Origin of the sequence: Rufibacter hautae (assembly GCF_008271695.1) — a bacterium.
Lineage (GTDB): Bacteria > Bacteroidota > Bacteroidia > Cytophagales > Hymenobacteraceae > Nibribacter > Nibribacter hautae.
Genome location: NZ_VKKY01000001.1, coordinates 1,138,981 through 1,159,962 on the forward strand (window position 1 = coordinate 1,138,981; position 20,982 = coordinate 1,159,962).

At 51.8% G+C, this 20,982-nt stretch carries 22 protein-coding genes; 15 read left to right on the forward strand and 7 right to left on the reverse strand.

Annotated features, from left to right (window positions below; all coding sequences use genetic code 11):
• Positions 1–123: 123 nt before the first annotated feature.
• Complete coding sequence (locus FOA19_RS04275; protein WP_149089535.1) at positions 124–447, reverse strand: hypothetical protein; 324 nt, start codon at positions 445–447, stop codon at positions 124–126.
• 122 nt (positions 448–569) lie between these two features.
• On the opposite strand from FOA19_RS04275, the gene FOA19_RS04280 reads away from it, so the two are divergent.
• The 6 genes from FOA19_RS04280 (at position 570) to FOA19_RS04305 (ending at position 4,673) form a co-directional block, all read left to right on the forward strand.
• A complete protein-coding gene (locus tag FOA19_RS04280; protein ID WP_149089536.1) occupies positions 570–893 on the forward strand; it encodes a hypothetical protein in 324 nt (107 codons plus the stop codon).
• A gap of 374 nt (positions 894–1,267) precedes the next feature.
• Positions 1,268–1,639 (forward strand): hypothetical protein, encoded by a 372-nt coding sequence (locus FOA19_RS04285; protein ID WP_149089537.1) that lies wholly within the window; start codon positions 1,268–1,270, stop codon positions 1,637–1,639.
• 108 nt (positions 1,640–1,747) lie between these two features.
• Positions 1,748–2,464, forward strand: coding sequence for a recombinase family protein (locus FOA19_RS04290; RefSeq protein ID WP_149089538.1), 717 nt, complete (start codon positions 1,748–1,750; stop codon positions 2,462–2,464).
• 293 nt (positions 2,465–2,757) lie between these two features.
• A complete protein-coding gene (locus tag FOA19_RS04295) occupies positions 2,758–3,717 on the forward strand; it encodes a hypothetical protein (protein ID WP_149089539.1) in 960 nt (319 codons plus the stop codon).
• Positions 3,717–3,992: a hypothetical protein gene (locus FOA19_RS04300; RefSeq protein ID WP_149089540.1), complete on the forward strand. Its 276-nt coding sequence runs from the start codon at positions 3,717–3,719 to the stop codon at positions 3,990–3,992. The genes FOA19_RS04295 and FOA19_RS04300 overlap by 1 nt, the downstream gene beginning before the upstream one ends.
• A gap of 285 nt (positions 3,993–4,277) precedes the next feature.
• Entirely contained in the window at positions 4,278–4,673 is a 396-nt protein-coding gene (locus tag FOA19_RS04305) for a hypothetical protein (protein WP_149089541.1), read from the forward strand.
• A 116-nt stretch (positions 4,674–4,789) separates the two neighbouring features.
• On the opposite strand, the gene FOA19_RS04310 is transcribed toward FOA19_RS04305, so the two are convergent.
• Entirely contained in the window at positions 4,790–5,740 is a 951-nt protein-coding gene (locus FOA19_RS04310) for a hypothetical protein (RefSeq protein WP_149089542.1), read from the reverse strand.
• 62 nt (positions 5,741–5,802) lie between these two features.
• Here FOA19_RS04310 and FOA19_RS04315 point away from each other — a divergent pair, with 62 nt between their 5' ends.
• Positions 5,803–6,039 (forward strand): helix-turn-helix domain-containing protein, encoded by a 237-nt coding sequence (locus FOA19_RS04315; RefSeq protein WP_190300279.1) that lies wholly within the window; start codon positions 5,803–5,805, stop codon positions 6,037–6,039.
• Between the two features lie 122 nt (positions 6,040–6,161).
• Here FOA19_RS04315 and FOA19_RS04320 read toward each other — a convergent pair whose 3' ends face one another.
• On the reverse strand, positions 6,162–9,629 hold the full coding sequence (locus FOA19_RS04320) for a class I SAM-dependent DNA methyltransferase (protein ID WP_149089544.1): 3,468 nt from the start codon (positions 9,627–9,629) through the stop codon (positions 6,162–6,164).
• Between the two features lie 249 nt (positions 9,630–9,878).
• On the opposite strand from FOA19_RS04320, the gene FOA19_RS04325 reads away from it, so the two are divergent.
• Positions 9,879–10,745 carry a DNA/RNA non-specific endonuclease gene (locus FOA19_RS04325; protein WP_149089545.1) on the forward strand — a complete coding sequence of 289 codons (867 nt, stop codon included), beginning with the start codon at positions 9,879–9,881 and terminating at the stop codon, positions 10,743–10,745.
• 172 nt (positions 10,746–10,917) lie between these two features.
• On the opposite strand, the gene FOA19_RS04330 is transcribed toward FOA19_RS04325, so the two are convergent.
• Together FOA19_RS04330 and FOA19_RS04335 are read right to left on the reverse strand one after the other, a co-directional pair.
• The gene (locus tag FOA19_RS04330) at positions 10,918–12,216 is read right to left on the reverse strand and encodes a site-specific integrase (RefSeq protein WP_149089546.1); all 1,299 of its coding nucleotides are present in this window, start codon (positions 12,214–12,216) and stop codon (positions 10,918–10,920) included.
• Between the two features lie 848 nt (positions 12,217–13,064).
• The gene (locus FOA19_RS04335) at positions 13,065–13,433 is read right to left on the reverse strand and encodes a T9SS type A sorting domain-containing protein (RefSeq protein WP_149089547.1); all 369 of its coding nucleotides are present in this window, start codon (positions 13,431–13,433) and stop codon (positions 13,065–13,067) included.
• Between the two features lie 158 nt (positions 13,434–13,591).
• Between FOA19_RS04335 and FOA19_RS04340 the strand changes: the two genes are divergently transcribed.
• From FOA19_RS04340 to FOA19_RS04355, 4 genes are all read left to right on the forward strand, one after another.
• Complete coding sequence (locus FOA19_RS04340) at positions 13,592–14,710, forward strand: NAD(P)/FAD-dependent oxidoreductase (protein WP_149089548.1); 1,119 nt, start codon at positions 13,592–13,594, stop codon at positions 14,708–14,710.
• Between the two features lie 266 nt (positions 14,711–14,976).
• Positions 14,977–16,086: a type III polyketide synthase gene (locus FOA19_RS04345; protein WP_149089549.1), complete on the forward strand. Its 1,110-nt coding sequence runs from the start codon at positions 14,977–14,979 to the stop codon at positions 16,084–16,086.
• Positions 16,079–16,822 (forward strand): methyltransferase domain-containing protein, encoded by a 744-nt coding sequence (locus FOA19_RS04350; protein ID WP_223808729.1) that lies wholly within the window; start codon positions 16,079–16,081, stop codon positions 16,820–16,822. Before FOA19_RS04345 ends, FOA19_RS04350 begins: the two co-directional genes overlap by 8 nt.
• A 145-nt stretch (positions 16,823–16,967) precedes the next feature.
• Complete coding sequence (locus tag FOA19_RS04355; RefSeq protein ID WP_149089550.1) at positions 16,968–17,186, forward strand: hypothetical protein; 219 nt, start codon at positions 16,968–16,970, stop codon at positions 17,184–17,186.
• A 75-nt stretch (positions 17,187–17,261) separates the two neighbouring features.
• Here FOA19_RS04355 and FOA19_RS04360 read toward each other — a convergent pair whose 3' ends face one another.
• A complete protein-coding gene (locus FOA19_RS04360) occupies positions 17,262–18,164 on the reverse strand; it encodes a histone deacetylase family protein (protein WP_149089551.1) in 903 nt (300 codons plus the stop codon).
• A 177-nt stretch (positions 18,165–18,341) separates the two neighbouring features.
• Between FOA19_RS04360 and FOA19_RS04365 the strand changes: the two genes are divergently transcribed.
• A complete protein-coding gene (locus tag FOA19_RS04365) occupies positions 18,342–18,977 on the forward strand; it encodes a porin family protein (RefSeq protein ID WP_149089552.1) in 636 nt (211 codons plus the stop codon).
• A 162-nt stretch (positions 18,978–19,139) separates the two neighbouring features.
• On the opposite strand, the gene FOA19_RS04370 is transcribed toward FOA19_RS04365, so the two are convergent.
• Positions 19,140–19,697 carry a type 1 glutamine amidotransferase domain-containing protein gene (locus tag FOA19_RS04370; protein WP_190300280.1) on the reverse strand — a complete coding sequence of 186 codons (558 nt, stop codon included), beginning with the start codon at positions 19,695–19,697 and terminating at the stop codon, positions 19,140–19,142.
• Positions 19,698–19,853: 156 nt separating this feature from the next.
• Here FOA19_RS04370 and FOA19_RS04375 point away from each other — a divergent pair, with 156 nt between their 5' ends.
• Together FOA19_RS04375 and FOA19_RS04380 are read left to right on the forward strand one after the other, a co-directional pair.
• A complete protein-coding gene (locus FOA19_RS04375; RefSeq protein WP_223808730.1) occupies positions 19,854–20,300 on the forward strand; it encodes a TlpA family protein disulfide reductase in 447 nt (148 codons plus the stop codon).
• Positions 20,301–20,321: 21 nt separating this feature from the next.
• Positions 20,322–20,948: a thioredoxin family protein gene (locus tag FOA19_RS04380; RefSeq protein ID WP_149089554.1), complete on the forward strand. Its 627-nt coding sequence runs from the start codon at positions 20,322–20,324 to the stop codon at positions 20,946–20,948.
• Positions 20,949–20,982 lie beyond the last annotated feature (34 nt).

Sequence of the window (20,982 nt, forward strand, 5' to 3'; positions counted from 1 at the left end):
CGTGGCTCCCCTTAACGATGGGCAGCGGCAGGAAACTACCTTTGGGGATTGAAAACGCCCTGAAAGCCCTGAAACAAGGCAAGAACGGCGCATACACAATCAGGTAATAGGCAGGGAATCATGTTAGAGTTCTACCTCGCCGCCATTTCCCAGGTGGCTGTTTCTGAGGTAGTACCTGAGCGTCAGCTTGGCGAGTTCGTAGGCATCCTCCCGTTCCTCGCGCTCCCCCAGGTACAGCACATACTCCACCCGTGACCGGCAGTAGTTGATGATGTGGTCCAGGTGGTCCTCCGTGAAACCTTGGTTGACGAGGCCGCCGAACACCCCCAATGCCTGCTGCATGTAACCAGTCAGGGCTTGGCCGTTGTCCGCGTATGCGTTCCCGAGTTCCTCGACCTTGGCGAGAATCTGCGTCAACTCCTCATTGCTTTTTTTCCTGAATGGCATTCCCTGTATATTTCCCCCAAAGATACTGGAATAAGCCAGCCGAAGATTCCCGTTCTTCCCCCGGCCCCGCGATGATTTCTCCTCCCGCTGCCGTTTTCATCGTTTCACCCGTACGCAAGGACATGGAGCAAAGAAACCCCACCCACACATTGCTGTCATGGTTAGCGGAGGTAAACGACAAGTTGACTTTACTGGCCCCAAACGCGAGGCTACCCCATTTAGAGGCAGAAACCTGCATGCAGGTGATAAAACTGCTCAAAGAGGCGCAGCACGCATTGGACCTCTTGGAAGCAATGATGAGGGACCACCCTGCGCTCATCGCTGCCCAGATAGCCCTGCTAGAAGCCATGATACTAGCCAGGAGGCTCAAGGCTGCTGAAGCCATACAGAAAGCGCAAAACAACCTGCATTTATTCCTGGAGAGCATGGAAGACAGGCATAGGTAACGCATGCCCGGCCCCAGCCTGATTTCGCACCGAATATCCAGGTAAATACTTACAGATAAATACTTAATTATCAGGTTTAAACACTGAATATCAAGTATTCCTGAAACCTCCACTACGCCTAAGGGTATGATCTAGTAGCCTAAATTACCGTTTTCATAATAGTTTTAAGCCCCTTATCCGCTTGCGCTCTGAGGGAGTCATCATGGATTACAGCCGCGCATCTCCAAAAGGTGGGCGGCTGCCTTATGTTTATAAGGCCCGATAAGTGATTTCTTCCGGAAGGAGGCGCATTTCTACAGGCCCCGGAAGGGATAACCACTAAAAATGCCGCTTATCTACGGAATCAAGCCCTCTCCCCAAACCAAGGCTACCGCGTGCGGGTATATTGCACCAGCAACCAAAGAAAACAGCACATGGCTGGCCTTACCCCATCACGCCTTCGTTCCCTCATCAAAGATGTAAATCCTGTGGATGCGTGCCTGAATGAGCTGGCCGAAGTGCGGCTCACGCTCAGGAGACAGCTTGCCAGGGAGGATTTTTCTTACATCCAGACAAGGGAGGCGATAGCATACGCCCAGGACCTATTAAGCCTCCTGGAAACAGCCATGGGGGAGGAACCCGCCTTGGTCCATGCCCAGATAGGCCTGCTGGAGGCATCGGTCCTCTCTAACGGACTCCGGCTCCGGGAGGCTGTCCACACTGCCCACTCCTGCCTGATCTGGCTCCTGAAGAGCAGGCAGGTTTAAACAGAAAAGCAGGTACCTATGCTTCAGACTAATATTATCCCAGGTATTTTATTTCTAGAAACCCTATGTTACATTTGTTGAACGTTCGATTGACTAATGTAACAGGATATGGAGACACAGCTACCTACCACCGCAGAGACCAAGTATGTGGCGTATTACCGCGTATCGACCAGCAAACAGGGCGAGAGCGGCCTAGGGCTGGCAGCACAGCAGAACGCCGTGAACCAGTGCGTGAGAGACCCTCAGCTAATACTGGCCTCCTTCACCGAGATAGAATCCGGCAAGAAAAACAACCGGCAAGAACTGGAGAAGGCCATCTCCTACGCCAACGCTCAAAGTGCAAGACTCATCATCGCCAAACTGGACCGACTCTCCCGTGACCAGGCGTTCATCCACACGCTGAGAAACACCGGAGTAGACTTCATCTGCGCCGACATGCCCGACGCCAATACCCTGACCATCGGAGTCTTCGCAGCCGTGGGACAGCATGAGCGAGAAACTATTAGCAAACGTACCAAAGAAGCCCTGCATGCCAAGAAACTAAGAGAGCCTAACTGGAAACCTGGCACGCCCGCCAATCTCACTGATGAGGCAAGAATGGCCTCCTTGGACACCCGCCGAAGGAACGCTCAGCAAAACGTGAATAACCGACGGGCTGCGGCCCTAGTTAGATCACTTCGTGAAAGAAAAGATGAGGCCGGTAACGCACCCACATGGAGAGAGATCGCAGAGGAACTCAACCGCCACGGCTTCAAAACTAGTCGGGGAGGTTCCTTCCAGGCAACTCAAGCCATGCGGCTCTTCAAGCCAGCAATAGAGGATTGATTAGAATTGCGAAATTAAAGCTATAGCTTAATAGCATACAGTTTAAAACAGTTGCAAAGGGGCATAGTTAAACCTAAAGAGGGTTCATCTAAGCAATACTTATTTTGATACAGAGTAATCAGGATTTTACCGCAAAAAAATTAAGCGATTTTATAGTTCCCAAAGCAACCCGAAGTAGTAGGCATTGTATAGTATGAGTGGAACTGTATTAATATCTTTTAGAGTTTATATTAATATAAATTAATATTATACATTCGCGCACTATATAGTGGCAATGCCGCCTTACTTACCCCATGCCAACAAACGAAATACAGGCTATAGATCTTGATAAAGAAGTTTTGCTTAGAATAGGCAAACCAAGCGATGAGCATATTGTTCCTTGGTCAATTCTGAAAAGCGTCGGCAATTCTTTGGAGGCTTTGGTTCTGACTTTAGCGAAACATTCCCAAGAGTTAAATGAAGCCGTTAGTCTCGATGACTTTAAGCTAGATTTTTCTGGTTTTTATAACGGTTCCCCAGTACCAGCTTTTAAGCTAAACAATCATCCAAAGCCCACTCTTTTTCATTCTGATGCAAGCATACATCGGGCAAAAAAGGCAGTAAACGATGATTTTTCACGAATTATGCGGGATGTTAGCGAAGGTAATTTTAAAGCAATACTAGACCATTACACCCAACCAGAAGCAAAAAATGAAGTGATCAAGCGCGTTTACGAATTTAGTAAAGCGGGTGGCGAAAAACCAGTTAGCATCGTCAGAAGGGATGCTGAAAACCATTTTTACCAAGTTTACCAGGTTAAGAAGTTAAAAAAATCAGTCCTTATCAAACTGCTGGTTGAAGAGAACCTGCCTACTGATATTGATTCCGGGGAAAGCACAGCTGTAGCCAAGATGATCGTCACTACCACCAAAGGTGGTAAAGTTGTGCGTAAACCTTCTGAAATCTACAATGATAAGGAAGCGACTCTTTCTTTAAAATTGGACCAAATTGAGTTTTTGGGCCATAAATATACTTTCATTGCGCCAGTTCTTTTCCAAATCTATCAGGAAGGCGGTGGCACCATTATCGAAAACGAGCAACTGGATATTTATGCGGCCGGGGCAAACCTTACCCAGGCAAAAATTGAGTTGTTCAGTCAGTTCGATCATACTTACAATAGACTAACGGAACTGCAGGACGACCAGCTCTCCAAAAGACTTCTCCGAGTAAAGCAGTATTATAATCTCCTCATCAATACAGTAACAAATTTATAATGGCTGTACTCGACCCTAAAAAAGCTATTAGTAATCTACTGCAAAAAGGTTTCATAAAAGAAAGTAGCCATCATCATTATTATGAATTTTGGCATGACAATAAGCTAGTTGCCCGTACATATTCAAGTCATAACGGACAAGAGTTAAACGATTTCTTAATTGCATCAATGGCCAAACAATGCGGCATGCCCAAGAAGTTTTTTATAGAGTTTGCTAAGTGCACCAAAAGCAAAGAAGACTTCATAAACCTTCTGAAAGAAAAAGGCGACATATAATTAATATTAACTCTGGGAATAGGAAGCGTATTGGATTTCGATAGGTGATTATGATAGATGTCCCTTCAAATGAAAGAAGTCTTAGAATACTCCTTTTAATGGCTATTTAGTTGTTCATGACAATAAATAACGGCAGTGGTTTCTGAACTATAATCCACCTTTGTCCTTACCTATATCAAGGTAAACTTCAGGTTACGGGCACAATCAAGTATGCAATGATGACAGTTACTTTTGTAACTGCAACAGATACCCTCCAATCCCATCCTTTTACACTCCCTATAACGCATGAACATCCCCTACTCGGATATTTCCGGCATCCTGGCCGTGCAGCACCGGGTCCTCAAGGACCTTAAGAAGAAGACGGGTATCCGGCAGCGGGATTGGGAGGTGCTCTGCGCCTGCCAGCGGCTCTCCCTGGCAAAGTACCCGTTCACCGCCTCCAAGCTGGACGCCTATCTGTCGGGGGCCTATTTCCTGCCTTGCCTATATGATTCCATCAATGTATTGCTGGAGAGAGGCTATATCAAGGTGGTGGTACAGGGGAAACCGTTCCGACCTGAGTCGTATGAGATGGCCTATCAGGGGACCGCCTTGGTGAAGAGGTGCTCGGATGAGATGCGGCGCCTTTGGGAAGTAAATGATGAGGAGCTGGCAGGAAGAGGGATCCGCCGGATCTGGTAAGAAGGTAAGTGCCGATTTTGCATAGGAAGCTGCTCAACCCGGGAGTAGGCCTCTGCCACTTCTACAAAAGGTAGCCTTTGGGGAATCCAGTGCTTTAACGGGTTATACCCGTAGGTTTACTTGTCCTCCCTCAGAATTGACTTGATTACCTCGTATTGCCCAGCGCTCAGGCCCTCGACCTCCTCCATCCTGTTTATGTCAATGCCCATGGGGCTGTAGTTGATGACCGCCTTCAGTGACCAGCTGAAATTATAGCGTACCCAGGAGTAGAATCTTCTCGCCCAGTCTTTCTCCGGGTATATCTGTTTGATTTCTGCCTCGGAAGGGATATCCCTGCCGGAGCCGATGAGCAGGTACACCCCGTTCCCCAGGTCCCTGGTCTCCTCGATCAGGTTGACAGGCCTGCAGGGATGGAGCCAGAACTGGAACAGCCTTTGGGCGAAGATGCTGGCCCTCCCGTCACAGGCGATGAGGACCCCTCTCTTATACCGCTTTATCAAGTACACCCCTTCGGTATTGCGGATCTGGTTATCTGCCGGGTTCCTTATCCAGAGCAGGATGTCCTGCAGTCCCCGGTGGAGTTCATTGAACCAGACCCGTTCCTTCGGTATCCCTTTGCCGGGTGAACCGACGCAATTGGCAGAATTTGTCAGGGCGATTCCTTTCCTGACCGTAAGCGTAGCGAGCCCCGAAAGGTTCGCCTGGCGGGTGATCTCCTCAAGGACTAAGTTGAGGCATAGGCTGGAGCGCAGTTCCCTCGCCCCTGAAGGGGAGAAAGAGGAGATCCCGGTCCTGTACTTCATCTGGAAGTACTTGCTGATCCGGAAATTCCCCGATTTACTGAGCAGAATAACTTCCAGCTCCCTCAAGAAGGGCTTGTCCTCGCTGGAAACCAGATAGGAGTTTTGGAAGTCAATCAGGTAATCCCTCCGGAGTCCCTTGATCCGGGAAAGGCCCGTGCTCAGGCCAATCTTAAGGAGCGGGTCGCCCTCGAAAACCAGCACGTACAGACACCGGCCCACAGGTGTGGGGCAGCTTTCCAACATCGGCAGCGCGGCGACCTCCATGGCACAAAGTTAGGAGATTCCCCGAATGGTGTCGCATCCGATACCAAGTAAAAATGGACGGTATGCCACCTTTGGAGGTGCGCCACCTTGAGAAGACAAAGAGATTCGGGTTCCACCTCAAAAGGCTGAGGGAGGGGAAAGGGCTTTCCCAGCAGGCCCTGGCCGACATCGCCAACATCGGCAAGACCACCGTGCTGCGGATCGAGAACGGCAGGCAGTCCCCTACCCTGGAGATGCTTTTCTCTATCTGCGAGGCCTTGGAGGTTCCCATTGTTGAGCTGATGGATTATGAGCGATAAGGATTGCCTGAAAGTGGAACTAGTGGCAGCAGGTAAATAAGAAAGCCCTCGCTCGCTAAGAACAAGGGCTTTCCTGATTCGTGGGTTTCAACCCACCTGAGAGCATATCAAACCGTTCTTTTCTACTTCACATACTGTTCCTGCTCGGTTTTTCTGAGCAGTCCCAAGCCATGCAAAGTTTGCAAGAGGCTCTCGATTTGCTGAAGGCGCTGAGGCTGCTGGGCCTTGGCTACTGGCTTAAACTGGCGATACAGATCTTGGGCGGTGGCAGGACGCTCATGCACTTGTAGCGCCCGTTGCACTGCCTGCGCCTGCTCGGCAAGTGTTTTAGGCCAAGCCAGTACTTCTTTTGCAGTGGCTTTAACCACCTTTGCAGTAGTTTCTATACCCATGTCCGCCTGCTGGATGCCTTGCGGGTTCTGATACTCGGGGCGGAGCCAACGGATGAGGCCACGGGCCTCTTCGGCGGCGCGTTCTTTGTTCAGCGCCACCAGGCGTTCCAGAATTTCCTCTTCGGGCAGATGGGCGGGCCAGCCATACGCAGCAGCAACGGCGGCGTCCAACTCTTGGTGCAGTTGCTGCAGGATGCTCACCAGCCCTTGCTCATGCGTCTTCTGCTCTTTGGCCGTGAGGGCCTCGCCCGCTTTCAGCTTCTCCAGCACGTTGTACATGTCTGTGATGGTGAGCGTGGGGTGCAGGGATTGCCGATGCTTCCGGTGCGTATCCAGCTGTTCGGCGAGGCTGCGGATTTGCTCTTTCTGCGTTTCGGTGGCGGCGGGGAAAGGGAATGGGTCAAAGCACTTAGTTTTGTCATAAACTAAATCATTTCCTACGCCCATTCTTCCTCCGGTTGCTGATGCCCAACTTGTATGAATGTTAGATGATAAAACGCCTAAATGAAATTCATCTTCTGAACCTATAGCTATTAGCTTATCATCAGGCATAATTGTTCCTTCTAAAAAAGAAAAGGTTCTGTGTTTCGACGTTTGCACAGTTACAATATAACAGCTCAGGTTTCGTATTGAGTTTCTTAACTTTTCATTTGACCGTGCATGAAGCCACCAATTTTCTCTTCTTGTCTTATCGTTATTTTGGTCTCTTTCAGGCTTTACTCTTTCTAGTAACCATTGATAAATTTCTCCGTGCTTGTCTCTTAATTCCTTTTCTGAGTAACCGAAGGTATCTATCACATATACCATCCGAGGGACTTGATTAATGTCCCTTCCATTTCTGTAAGGCTTTATAATTGTGTCTAAACTATTTGCAGGATTCAGTTTGTCCTTCTCTTCTTTTGAAAGTATAAAACCAGCACCATGAGGTATTATACCTCTTGCACCGATATTGTAATTGGCCTTCAAAATTTGAACATCAGAAACATTTGCTCCGATACTTATATCAGAATGTATTCTACCATTCTTTTCTTTTAGAACAACTTCTTTACCCAATTCTCCTGTTTCTCTTTCAACTATTACGAGGTCCAACCTTCCCACAAAATTCCCTTTTTCAGCTACGGTCATTGCAATTCTAACTTGAGCACCATCACCACTATCAACCCATGGATGGTCTGGAATAGCATAAGTTATAGAAATTGGTTCTTTAGCATCCATGAAGGCTTGCAACACCCTTCTATTAAAAGACTGTGTTAGGCTATTGGTAGTGATAAAGCCGAATCGTTCCACCTTATCCTTTGATAAAACTTCAGCAGCTTTATACCACCAGTACATTACAAAATCAGCACTGTCTGGCACAGCATTTTTGTAAGCCTTTCTCAAAGCCTCGGTATAACCTTCGCCTAAAGCATCACGCATGCGCTTATTTCCTACAAACGGCGGGTTGCCTACTATGAAATCGGCTTCGGGCCAGGAGGCGGGCTGGGGGTTGAGGTAGTCGTAGACCACGGTGCGGGCGGTCTCGTCGGGCACCTCCTGCCCGGTGACCGGGTGCGGCTTGGTGCTGTGGCCATCCCAGCGGGTGACGGGCTGGCCGTGGTTGTCCAGCCGGGGCTGGCGCTCAGAGTAGCTCAGCACCGCGTCTTGCTGTTTGATGTTGCCGTACTCGCGCAGGATGGGGTTGCTCAGGCGTTGGGCGTGGCCGTGCGCCCGGAAGTGCCACTGCAGGTAGCCGATCCAGAGCACCACGTCGGCGATGGCGGCGGCGCGCGGGTTCACCTCCAGCCCCAGCAACTGAGCCGGGGTTACGGTGTAGCCGCCCGTCATGTCCAAGGCCTGCTGCCCCGGGAAGTGGGCCAGGTACTCGGTCACCTCTCCCTCCAGCCGCTTGAGGTGCTCCAGGGTCACGTACAGGAAGTTGCCGCTTCCGCAGGCCGGGTCCAGCACCTTAACGGAGCACAGCCGCCGGTGGAAGGTCTCAATCTCCTTGCGCGCACCGGACTCATCCCCGTTGTCCTCCAGGATAGCAGAGGCCGTACGGGCCGCCTCCCATTCCTCACGGAGAGGTTCAATGACAGTGGGCATGACCAAGCGCTCCACGTAGGCGCGGGGCGTGTAGTGGGCCCCCAGCTTGTGGCGCTCCCGGGGTTGCAAGGCTCGCTCCAACAGCGTCCCGAAGATGGCGGGTTCTACATCGGCCCAACCGGCCTCGGCGGCCTGGATGAGCAACTCCAACTGCGCCTCTGTGACGGGCAGCGCCTCCGGGTTCTTGAACAGGTAGCCGTTGAACTGCGGTATGGTGGTACGCAGGGCCGGGTCAAATCCGCCCCGGTCCATGCTCTGCCAGAGTGCCCGCAAGGCATCTGGGAAGTGCTGGAGGTTCTGGCGGTAATCCTGGAGCAGTTTGGTGAAGGACTGGTCCGGCAGGAGCTGCACATCCTCGGCGAACATCGTAAAAAGGCAGCGCATCAGGAATCCGGCCACCTGCTCAGGTGTGTGTCCTGCGGCCTCCAACGAACTTGCCAGCTTGGCCAGCCGCTCAGCCAGTTGACGGGTTACGCGGGCAGCGCGGCGGCTAGGATCTAACTCCAGAGGCTCAGTGAAGAGCAGGCGCAACCGCTCCTGCACCTCAGGACGGTGCAGTTCCTCCAAGGTAATCCGGTAGCTGATGGGATCAGGGAACGGCACGTAGGTCTTGCCCTGCCGAGCGAAGTCGGCGTATAGGTCAATGCAGTAGCCCACGTCCACCACGGCCAGAAACGGCGGCCAACCCTCTGTGGTAGGTAGAGACCGGGCGTAGCGCAGGGCCTGCTCCTTAGCCTTCTTCATCTCCCGTTCCCAGGTGCGGGTGTCCCGGGTAGCGGTACCGGTCTTTGTTTTCACTTTCGCCAGACCCAGCAGCTCGGCCTCTGTCACGGTGGCTTTGTCGGCCCCCTGTTTGGCTTCTAGCACGAAGCAGTCCTTTTTGTAGAGGTCTATGAAGTTGGTGCTGGTCCTACCTTCGCCGTCATCGAAAACCACGGGACGCTCAAAGGTGTAGGTAGCCTCGTGCACCTTGTCAGAGGCAGGCCTCGGTTTTTCCACCCCTAGGAGTTCGCAGAGTTCGGTAAGGAACAACTGGTAATTGGCTCGCTCAGAGGCACCGGATGCTTTCCAGCGGTTTATAAAGTTTTCTGTAGATAAAGTATTCGATTCGCTCATATTCAATCTATACCACCAAGGATTGGGTCTTCCCCTCCAAGTGCCGGTTTGGGATCAAGTGCAATCTACAACAGTTTCAAAATATGATCCGACACTATTATGAATACAAAAGAAGATTTTTGTTTTCAAGGAAGCACCGTTGGATTTTTATTTCAGACCCCTTCCTCTGATCTGTTGGGTTCAAGCGGTTACGGATCAAAACCTCTTGTCCTACTCCGCGTTTCGAAATAAAAAACCAAATCTTTTCCGATGACTTTATCCCTACTCCGCCGTTACCACTCATATGCCTACCTCTTCCTCTCTCTTCTCCTTATAGGCTGTAAGGAGACGGAAGTAGCCCCAAGGAAGTCTTTGACCCTGGCTGACGAGCAGCTGCTGCTGGGTAACCCAAGCGGGGCTACAAGTGATATCAGTAACGAGGACGACTACCTAATCATGCGCCCGCAGTATGCGTTCTCCTACAGCCGGGAGCGGGGAACGCCCAACTGGGTGAGCTGGCACGTAGACCCGGACTGGCTCGGTATGGCAGATCGGCAGGACGACTTCAGGGCGGACCCCGAACTGCCGCAGGGATGGTACCGCGTCACGGCCTCCAGCTACTCGGGCAGCGGCTTCGACCGGGGCCACAACGTCCCCTCGGCGGACCGCACCAAAACAGTGGAGGACAACTCAGCCACGTTCCTGATGACGAACATGGTCCCGCAGGCACCCAGCCACAACCGGGAGCTGTGGGCGAACCTGGAGGACTACACCCGGGAGCTGGTGGACCAAGGCATGGAGGTGTACGTGGTGATGGGCAGCTACGGGGAGGGCGGTACTGGGTCGAATGGCTCCTTAAGAACCATCGACAACGGGAGGGTCACCGTGCCGGCCCGCATCTGGAAGGTGTTGGTGGTCCTGCCGCTGGGAGGGGATGACCTGGAGCGAATTTCCTCCTCCACCCGGGTGATCGCCGTGGACACGCCCAACAGCAACACGGTAAGGTCAGACTGGGGAACCTACCGCACCACCGTGGACGCCATCGAGTTGGCCACAGGATATGACCTTCTCTCAGCTCTTCCTGTGCAGTTGCAGCAGTTACTTGAGGGGAGGGTGGACAACGGGCCTGTTATTTAGCGAAAGACATTCTAGTTTAGCGGGGGACTGCTCTGCCCTTCTAACCAACAACTTCCTTCCCATTCCGGAAAATGGGACTCATGCTTGAAGCTGCATATCCAATCCTTCGATGTGGGAAACTGGGGTTACCCTTTTCGGCACCGGCGCTGCTTTTACTCTTTCCTAATCTCCTTTAGCTTACCACCTTCATTTGTGCTGGCAATCGCCAAATGTCGTTCATTTCGTTCTCGGTCACCTTCTCGCTGATCTTGATGTACTTCTTGAAGGTGGCGTAGTTAGTGTGACCCGAGATCCGCATCACCACCTCCGGACGCATGCCCTTCTCCAGCGATAAGGTGATGAAGGTGCGCCGGGCCGTGTGGGTCCCGATGAACTCATACTTAGGCAGGGCTTCGCGCTCCACGACAGTGACTACCTTATCCTCCACTGTCCTTTTGCTGTTGGCCAGTTTGTCGCTCCCCAGCTTCCGCGTGACGGTGGTCGGCTCGTCGATACCCACCATTTCGCAGAGGTCTTTTATGTATTCGTTCGACTTCTGGTTGCTTATCACGGGCAAGGGCTTCGTATCCCCCTCGTACTTCTCAAGTATTGCGAGTGCAAAGCCGTTCAAGGGCACAATGTGGTGGGCCTTGTCGGTTTTGTCATCCCTCAACAGCCACCTATTTCCTTTTACATCACTGCGCCGCAGCTTAGCTATATCAGAATACCGCTGGCCGGTGAAACACCCAAAACAGAAGCAGTCGCGGACCCTGTCCAGCTTACTGCCTAATGGCAGCTCGGCATTGTACAGCCTCATCAACTCCTCCTCCGTAAGGTAGACCATCTCTGCCTCTCGTTGGGCTACTTTGAATTTCCTGAAAGTAAGGTTCTGGTGCAGCCCCCTATCATTCGCCCAGGCCATGAAAGTCTTGAGGGTGGCGAAGTCTTTCCAGAGGGTATTGTCCGTGTGCTTCTTCTCTTGGATTAGGTAGGCCCGGAACAGATCGAAGAAGCGCATATCTATGGCCTCGAAGGAGAGTTTGAAGCGAAGGTGTCTGCTGAACCCGTCCAGGTGGTTGTGGAGGATCTTATACTTCGCTAGCGTGGCCTTGCTCAACTCGGTGGACCTGACCGCTATAAAACCCAGCAGATGCTCCAGGAGGCCCACCACCCGCTCCGGCTCCTTCTCCTCATGGTGCGACAGTACCGCCTCCCTCAGCTCCTCGAAAGAGACATTCCCATCGGCAGTGAGCCGGTTATATAGCTTGAGCATTTCGCTCCGGCGGTTGTCCAGCCAGGCGTTGAACTCCACACAGCCGGTGAAGTTCCGCTTCACATGGTTGCCGTTCTTATCCGGCTTGGTGTTCCAGTACTTGGGATTGATGTACTGACCGGTCTTTATCTTGATAGTCTGCTTGCCGGTCCTCAGGAACAGGTAGATGGCGGTATCCCCCTCCGCCTTAGGTTTGTCCAGGTAGTAGTTCAGTGTCATCGCAGGTGCCTGTGGTACACCTTAAAGTTAAATACGTTTCCGAACTTCGGAAATATTTCGGACACTAAAATTTACACTACTTTAACTTTACTTGCTTTCATTTTAGTTTAAAAACCTTATAATTAAGAGAAAAGAGGCTTTTAACCTACTTGACAACAAACTCAATGTAAGTAAAGCCAATGAGTTCGATTCCCGGCGAGGCCACTTTCCTTTTCCCTCTTCACTGGCCACCTCTTGGCGTGGCCTTTATTAAACCCTGATAATCCTGTTTAGCTGCAGCCTTCCACCTGCTGGTTTGCCGCCCTGCTTTATTTATTCCAATAATTCTTTGTAGGCTAATTCAATTGCATTGCAAATAATAAATTACTCACCCAACACAGTCAATTAGCTTTTCAATTACTTTCTACAGAATACTGTCTTTTAAATTAAACAGCGCAATTCAGCTTCTATTACCATTTACAAAAAGAACATTACTTCTTTAACAGGCCTTGCAGCAGTGCTTTTTGATATTCAGTTAATAAAACAAATAATCATCCATTTGCTTTATAACCCATAATTCCAGGACCCTTCTTCGGGTTATACCCACCTTTGCTTTCCGTATATTTCCTGATTTTTTTGTTTGCACCTTTTAATACAAACAAATTAGACATACACCGCCTGTAAAGAAATGAACGTGAAGACCATTTCATCTAAGTATCGATATCGCTTGGGTAAGTGCTTGTAATTTTGATTTTCCATCACCTTTAAGACCAAGCAATTCCTAGTTTCACATTGCCTCTCAGTGGGTTAAAAGCAAATAAAAAAGGCAAAACCATTGGTTTTGCCTTTCACTTATAAGTGGCTGAATGCTACTTTAGAATTACTTTCCTTACTTCACTGTAGGAGGGGGCCTCCAGTTTTACGTAGTACAATCCTTTGGATAGCTTGTTAAGGTCTAGTACTTTCATGTAGTGGGTATCTGGGTCCTGTATTACCTCACGGTACACCACGTTGCCAATAACATTCATGATCCGGAGATCGGTCTTTTTGCCTTCAAAGCCTTCCAGTGAGATGGTGATTACGCCGCTGGAGGGGTTGGGGTACACCGACAAAGACTGATCTTCTACGTCAGCCTTTGCCTCGCTCTTCTGTTCTGTTGGCAGCGGCCGGGTTCTAACCTGGGCCGACGAGTCAAAGAAGGTGAGACAAATAATAATTAAGAGTATAAAGTGTTTCATGAGTTTTCTTTAATCCTGAATACGAACTTGAGCCATTAACTTATAACTTGTTAACGATCAAGGAGTACACTTAGTTTTGTATTTTATACTGAACAAATACGTAAATCAATTGTTTTAAATATCAATTATAGCATAAAAACAACATCTTACCCGCACCTATGGTTACCCGCAAAGTCATTGTCATTGGAGGAGGATTAGCCGGTTTGGTGAATGCTTTGCAACTATCGGGCCAGGGCGTAGAGGTGACACTGGTAGAGAAAAAAAGGTTTCCCTTCCATAAGGTATGCGGCGAATATATCTCCAACGAGGTCTTGCCTTTTCTGCAGCGCTTGGGCGTAGACGTAGAAGGATTAAAACCCGCCCACTTAACGCATTTCATGCTGTCTTCCCCCACCGGCCGCACGCTCCAGACGCCGCTGGATTTAGGCGGCTTTGGGGTTAGCCGGTACACCCTGGATTATCACCTTTTTCAACTGGCGCAAAGGCAAGGCGTTATATTCAGGCAGCAGGTGAGCGCCACCGACGTGGCTTTTGACGGTCATGAGTTCACCGTGACCCTTTCTTCTGGAGAGCAGTTGCAGGTCCCGGTGGTGATTGGGGCCTACGGAAAACGCAGCGCGCTGGACCGCCGCCTGAACCGCTCCTTTTTTGAGGAACGCTCCCCGTATTTGGCGGTCAAATACCACCTCCGCACGCAGTTTCCTAAGCATGTCATTGCGCTGCACAATTTCGCTGATGGGTACGCTGGGGTATCTGCCATTGAGGAGGACCGGTATTGTTTCTGCTATCTCACTACCCGCCACAACCTGAAAAAGCACGGTACTATTGCCCAAATGGAAGCCCAGGAACTAAGCAAGAACCCCTGGCTGCGCGATCTTCTCCAGAACAGCGAGTTCCTGTATCCCCAGCCCGAGGTCATCAACGAGATTTCCTTCGCGCCCAAAGCCTGCCTAGAAGACCACGTACTCATGAGCGGAGACGCCGCCGGTCTCATCACGCCGCTCTGCGGCAACGGCATGGCCATGGCCATCCATTCGGCGAAACTGCTGTCTGAACAGGTGCTTTTGTTCCTGAACGGCCAGCAAACCAGAACCCAGTTGGAGAATATTTACTCAAAGGCTTGGCAGCGGCAGTTTGGTGCCAGGCTGCAAACCGGCCGTTTGGTGCAGCGCCTGTTCGGCAGGCCGGTCTTGTCTGAGTTGGCGGTCACCAGCCTCAAATACCTGCCGGGCGCGGTGGGTGCCATCATGCGGCGCACGCACGGCAAACCTTTTTGATGGTATGGCCTCAGAAATGTGATCATCTGCCTTTCTGCTTTTGACCTGATTTTTGAGAAACCGGCATAAAACGAACTTGCTGAAATAACCCGCGTTCAAATTGCTTTTAGAGGACTTTTTCGGGCTTTCTTCTTTTGCCAAAACCTCAGCCCGGGGATATGAGTATGTTCCCGATAGCGGGCACTCAATCCCCCTCTGCCCGGAGCCCCGGCAAAACAAATCCGGCTCTTTAAACATCTTGCCGCAATTTTGCTTATACTTAATATATGAAGAGTTACCTCTGCGCCATCGGTACGGCAAATCCACCGTATGCTTTTCCTCAGCAACAGATCGCTGATTTCATGGCCGAGGCCCTTCAGCTGGACAAGGACGACACGCGCAAACTCAAAGCCCTGTACCGGGTGTCGGGCATTGAACAGCGCCATACGGCCCTCCCCGACTACGGCCGCCAGAACGGCGAGTACGAGTTCTACCCCAACACACCCGGCCTGGAGCCTTTTCCCACCGTGGGAGACCGCATGCAGGAATACCGCAAAAGCGCTTTGCCGCTCTCAGTGGAGGCTGCACAGGAATGCCTGGCACAGGTCCCGGATATGGACGTGAGCCAGATCACCCACCTCATTACGGTTAGTTGCACGGGCATGTACGCCCCAGGCCTAGACATTGAACTGGTGGAAGCTTTGGGCTTGCCTAGCCAGGTGCAACGCACGTGCATTTACTTCATGGGTTGCTACGCCGCATTCAACGCGCTCAAGGTAGCCGATACCATCTGCCGCGCCGATGCCCATGCCCGCGTGCTCATTGTCTGCACCGAGCTCTGCACCCTGCATTTCCAAAAACAGCAGCAAAGCGACCATCTGGTTTCCAACTCTCTCTTTGCCGATGGCGCCGCCGCCGTACTGGTAAGCCCCAAGCCGCTTTCACCGCTGTCACTGCGCGTAGATGCCTTTCACTGCGATTTGGCACCGTCGGGGCACAAAGACATGGCTTGGCACATCCATGATTTCGGGTTTGAGATGACGCTTTCCTCTTATGTGCCGGCGTTAATCAAGCAGGGCATCGGGCAATTGACGCAGTCGCTGCTGCAGAAGCTGAACCTGAAACTGGAGGAGATAGATCTGTTTGCCATTCATCCGGGCGGGCGCAAGATCCTGGAGGTGATTGAAGAGGCACTGGGCCTTACCGCCAAAGACAACCGGCACGCCTACCAGGTGCTGCGCCAGTTCGGGAACATGTCCTCGGCTACGGTCCTGTTTGTGCTGCATGCGCTTTGGCAGGAGCTGCAGCCCGGCCGCCACGAGGCGCCCATTCTCAGCTTCGCCTTCGGGCCGGGGCTCACCCTGGAGTCCATGCTACTGTCGGTGCACTATGTTTAAAGAGCGGTCCACGGAACCGGAGTTGATGGACGACCTGTCGCTGGCCAGCGACGACTTGCGCCGGAACCTGCAGGAACTGGAGTTCATCAACATCTGGCTGGGCGGCCATGACGTGGTACGCCACGGTTTGGACCAGATCATGCGCGATCCGTTTCTGGCCTCTTTCCCCAAAAACAAGCTTAAAATAGCCGATCTGGGCAGTGGCGGCGGCGACACCCTGCGCATGGTGGCCCGCTGGGCACGGCACAAAAACCTGCCTGTGGAATTGACCGGCATAGACGCCAACGCCTTCATGCTCCAATACAGCACCGCCCTGAGCCAAGACTACCCCGAAATCTCTTACCGGCAAGCCGATGTCTTCTCACCGGAGTTCGCCCAGCAGGAGTTTGACATTGTCATCTGCAGCCTTTTCCTGCACCATTTCCCGGAGGCGGCCTTGGCTTCTCTCCTGGGCCAACTGAAAGACCAGGTACGCGTGGCAGTGCTCATCAACGACATCCACCGGCACCCGCTGGCGTATTATTCCATCAAGGGCCTTACCCAACTATTCTCGCGCTCGTACCTGGTAAAACATGACGCGCCGCTCTCGGTGCTGCGGGCTTTTTCCCGCACCGACTGGCAGCGGACGCTAGGCAAAGCAGGTGTCCAAAGCTACCGTTTGCGGTGGCGATGGGCGTTTCGTTGGCAGATTGTTTTCGGCCCGATTGCAGAAAAACGGCACCAAAACGAAAAATAATTTGTAACTTACTTAAACAGAGAAACATATACGTATTTACCGCATTTTTAAACCATCGGTTACTACGCAGAAAGCTCCCTGTCAAAAGCGGAAGCCATCCTATTAAGGTTAAGCTACCGCACATTGTTTCACCAAATATTTTCCCATGGGCCGAAGTTCCTCAAAACAACCCCTTCAGTTCTGGCTGCTTCTGGCAGCATCCATCCTTTTATCAGCAATGGTCATCAGCCTCTTCTTTGAGATCATGAAGGTGATGATCTACTTACTGCTTGTGCTCCTGCTGGTGCCAGGGATCTACCTGGCTCTGAAACGCTCCCTCCCCTTCCTTCGCGGCACCGATTCCAAACTAAAAACCCGTATTTGATTTACGTACCAGGTAGCACGTACCAAGTATCAGGATAAAAATCTTGCTACGGGATACGTGTTATCTGATACTTTTTTAAAAGAAGATCTGCTGGGCCAGCCGGAAGGTATTGGCGTGGGCTTCCACGATGTCTGCAATGCGGGTAGAGTAACCGCCGCCCATGCTGGCGCACACGGGAATTCTGCGTTGGTGGCACAGATCCAGCACCAGCCGGTCGCGCTCTTTGCAGCCGGCCAGAGTGAGCCCCAGTTTACCCAACTTGTCCGAGGCCAGCACATCTACCCCGCTCTGGAAAAACACGAAATCGGGGTTCACTTGCTCCATAAGAGCGGGCAGATGCTCGCGCAGTAATTTCAGGTAGTCGGCATCGCCAATACCATCGGGCAGAGGCACGTCTAGGTCAGATTTTTCTTTGTGCAGCGGATAGTTATTGCCGCCATGCATGCTAAAGGTAAACACGCGCGGCTCCTCGGCGAAAATCTGGGCAGTGCCGTTGCCCTGGTGCACATCCAGATCCACAATCAGTACTTTCTGTGCCTTGCCTTCATCCAGCAGGTACTGGGCCGCCAGCGCGTTGTCATTGAGCAGGCAGAATCCTTCGCCCCGGTCAGTGAAGGCATGGTGCGTGCCGCCGGCAATGTTCATGCCCATGCCGTATTCCAGCGCAAACTCCGCAGCCATCACTGTGCCGCCCATGATCATAACTTCCCGCGCCACCAACTCCTTGGACAACGGAAAACCGGTTCTCCTGATCTCGGAGGGCGTGAGTTCCAGGCCGTGTAGCCGCCGCCAGTACTCCTTTGCATGCACGCGCAGGATGCGCTCCTCCGGCAAAGACGCAGGCTGGAAGAAGTTCTCCTGTGTCACGGTGCCTTCGTAGAGGAGTTGCTGCGGCAGCAGCTCGTACTTGAGCATGGGAAACCGGTGGTTTTCCGGCAACGGATGCGCGTACTCGGGGGACCAGGCAATTTTAAGCATAGTTTAAGGGCAAGCGGCTTTTAGGATTATTCCTCTTCAGATTCAACTGGGTTACTGTGACAACATTGTCTTTGTGCAGAATGTTTGTCTGCAACATTATAGGCAAGAGATAGTATAAGAGGAACAACCCGTTTCTGCGGAAAGGGTTTATCCACTACCCCAAATGTACTACCTACTATGAAAAAACTTTGTTTACTGTTCATAAGTGTATTTTTCTTTGAAGCTGCACAGGCGCAGGAGCGCGTGCTGAACAGAGGCGTCATCAACCACAACGAAGAATCTGGCGGCGGCGAACGCACCAACAGCGGTTTCGGGGTGAAAGGCGGGGTGCTTTTCAGTTCGCTTCAGGGCGATGGCAAAAACATGCTGGACAACCTCAAGTCCTCCACCAACTGGCACGCAGGTGTCTATTCCCAGTTCAGTGTGAGCCGGGTGTTCTCCATCCAACCGGAGGCCCTTTACACCCGCCGCGAAGTGAACGCCAATGACGCTGACAGACAGTTTGATTACATTGATGTGCCGGTTTTAGGCGTGCTTAGCCTGACAGACAACATCAGCATTCATGCGGGTCCGCAGGTGGGCGTGATGCTCACCGCCAAGGAAAACGACAAGGAAATTGACAAGGAAGGCCTGAACACCTTTGACTACGGCGCGGCCGCGGGGATTGAAGCCAAGGTATTCATCTTCAGGGTAGGCGGCCGTTACTACCGCAGCTTTGAGGACCTGGGCAAGTTCGACTCGGCTAATGCCAACCGTGCCCTCAATGACATCAGAGCCGGAAACTTCCAGGTTTACCTGGGCGTAGGATTCTAACAAGCACTAATAAAAGGGTTTTCAAGCAGAAGGTGCTCCGGAATGGCAGCACCTTCTGCTTTTTTAAGGGTTTCCGTTTTAGGATTATTTTATTTAAATCAGGCCCAAAACGAGCGCGCCGATGACATGGTCATCGGCGCGCTCGCTTTTTAGTTGGCGAACTTAGGACCTATCGTGCTTTCCTTCGGCGAATTCCTCAATCATCTTCTTGTTGAAAGCGGGGATATCGTCTGGCTTGCGGCTGGTCACCAATCCCTGGTCTGTGACTACCTCCTGGTCTACCCAATTGGCGCCGGCGTTGGTGAGGTCTGTTTTAAGGGAGGGCCAGCTGGTCATTTTTCTTCCTTGCACGGCTTGCGCTTCTATCAAGGCCCAGGGGCCGTGGCAGATAGCTGCAATAGGTTTTCCGTTGTCATTAAAGGCCCGCACAAAGGCCACTGCCTGCTCATTGGCCCGCAGATAGTCTGGGTTCATGACGCCGCCGGGCAGCAGCAGACCGTCATAGTCAGAGGTTACGGCGCTTTTCAGCTCTTTGTCCACGGTGAATTCCTGGCCCCAGTCGGTCATGGCCCAAGCCTTCACTTTGCCGGATTGCGGGGAGATGATGTGGGTCTCGGCGCCGGCCTCTTCCAGGGCGGCCTTCGGCTTTTCCAGCTCTACCTGCTCAAATCCGTTTTCTACAAGAATGGCTATTTTCTTTCCTGCGAGTTTCTGTGACATGTCAATTTTGTTACGTATATGTTAAAATCCTACCCAGTTGTACTTTGGTATAGATAGAATCGTTACATTGGTATGAAATACACTACTGCTATGGTCCCCCGGAGAATCCTTTGCCTCAGTGCTTTGCTCTGCAGTTTACTCCTGACTGGGAACGCTATGGCCCAAACCCAAAATGTGGCCAGCGTAAAGCTCCCGCACCTGCAGAAATACCTTAATTCAAAATCAGACACCACCTACGTCATCAATTTCTGGGCCACCTGGTGCAAACCCTGCATTGAGGAACTCCCCAACTTTGAGGCGCTGCAGAAGCAGAGTGCCGGCAAGCCGATCCAGGTGGTGCTGGTGAGCATGGACTTCGCCAAGGACCTGGAGAAGAAGGTAGTGCCCTTCGTTAACCGGCACAAGCTGCAGAGCACAGTTTTTCTGCTGGATGAGCCCGACCAGAATGCCTGGATTGACCTAATAGACCCCTCGTGGAGCGGCGCTATTCCGGCTACCCTCTTTGTGAACAACAGCCGCAAACAGCGGTTTTTCATAGAGAAACCCATTACGCTGGCGCAACTGCAGGAATACATTACTTCTAAATTCCCACAAAACCCTTAGTCTCCCTCAAACCTTACGCTTATGAAAAAACCTTACTACTTGCTCCTACTCCTCAGCGTGTTCACGCTGCTGGGAACCTCCGCCTACAAAGCCGCCGATGGCGGTTACCAGGTGGGTGACACCGCCTCGGACTTCAAATTGAAGAACGTAAATGGTCAATTGGTGAGCCTCCGCGACCAGAAAGAAGCCAAAGGGTATATCGTGACGTTCACGTGCAACACCTGCCCTTACGCCAAGTTGTACGAAGACCGCCTCATCCAGCTGCACCGGAAATACGCCGCCAAGGGCTACCCGGTCATCGCCATTAACCCCAATGACGTGACTGCTTCCCCGGGCGACTCCTACGCCCAGATGCAGAAACGCGCCAGCGACAAGAAATTCCCGTTTGTGTACCTGTATGACGAGTCCCAGGAAGTGGCAAAACGCTACGGCGCTACCCGCACGCCGCACGTCTATATTCTCACCAAATCTGGCCAGGACTTGAAAGTGTCCTATATTGGCGCGATAGACGACAACTCCGGTGATCCAGAGAAAGTACAGAAACGCTACGTAGAGGCCGCCCTGGACAACCTGCTTTCGGGCAAGGCCGTGCCGCAAACCAGCACCAAAGCCATTGGCTGCACCATTAAATGGCGCAACAATAGCTAGAGCGCAAAGAATACCAATAACTTAGAAGGGCTGC